Genomic DNA, 835 nt, shown 5'->3' with positions numbered 1-835 from the left:
GCGATGCGGCGGGCGCAGACTCCCGCTGCACGACAACGCCGTGGCCGCGCAGGTCTTGCAGACCGTGCAACGTCGGTGCTTCGTCGGCGCGTGCGTAGATGACCAGCGCACCGCTGGCCAGGGGGCCGGCCCAATGGAAGGCGGCCTCGCGCTCGGGTGTGCGGGACAGGCCCACCGCGCAACTGCCGGGCGTGCTGCTGGCGGTCGCCAGTGCGCGCGGGATGGGCATGGCCAGGATGCCCAGCTGCAGGCCGCTGGCCCGGCCTATCTTGGCGAGCAACTCCGCGCCAGGTCCGCTGACCGTGCCGTCAGCAGCTACGTCGAACAGGCCGGGATTGGGAAAGACCAGCAGCTGGAGCTGCTGTGCCTGGGCCGTGCCACAGAGCAGCGCAAGCAACACAAGCAGATGCCGCATGCCGAATCTCATTGCCCTCCTTGAAGTGGCGCGCAGGGTAGCGCGTGGCTGCGCCCCTGTCTCCCCGACAATGCCCTCATGACCATCCCGAACGCTTTGAGCTCCCTGCGCATTGGCGAAGGCTGGGACACGCACCAACTCGTCACCGGCCGCCCGCTGATCCTGGGCGGCATCACCATCCCGCACACGCATGGCCTGCTCGGGCATTCGGATGCCGACGCGCTGGCGCATGCCATCACCGACGCGCTGCTCGGCGCCGCGGCGCTTGGGGACATCGGCGGGCTCTTCCCCGATACGGCCGCCGAGTTCAAGGGCGCCGACTCGATGGTGCTGCTGGCCGAGGCTTACCGACGCGTGCGCGAGGCGGGCTGGGCCCTGGTCAACCTGGACACGACCATCGTCGCCCAGGCGCCCAAGATG

General features: G+C 69.8%; 2 protein-coding genes. One reads left to right on the top strand and one right to left on the bottom strand.

Translation table 11 applies throughout. The annotated features are described in order from the left end of the window. A partial coding sequence (locus ACXJKR_RS33785; protein ID WP_457326582.1) for a substrate-binding periplasmic protein occupies positions 1-415 on the bottom strand: 415 nt, incomplete at its 3' end. Between the two features lie 78 nt (positions 416-493). Between ACXJKR_RS33785 and ispF the strand changes: the two genes are divergently transcribed. Then, the coding region (gene ispF / locus ACXJKR_RS33780) for a 2-C-methyl-D-erythritol 2,4-cyclodiphosphate synthase (protein ID WP_457326581.1) at positions 494-835 on the top strand (342 nt) is incomplete at its 3' end.

It is taken from the genome of Roseateles sp. P5_E11, from assembly GCF_054049355.1.
This window is presented reverse-complemented; position numbering and strand designations above follow the sequence as displayed.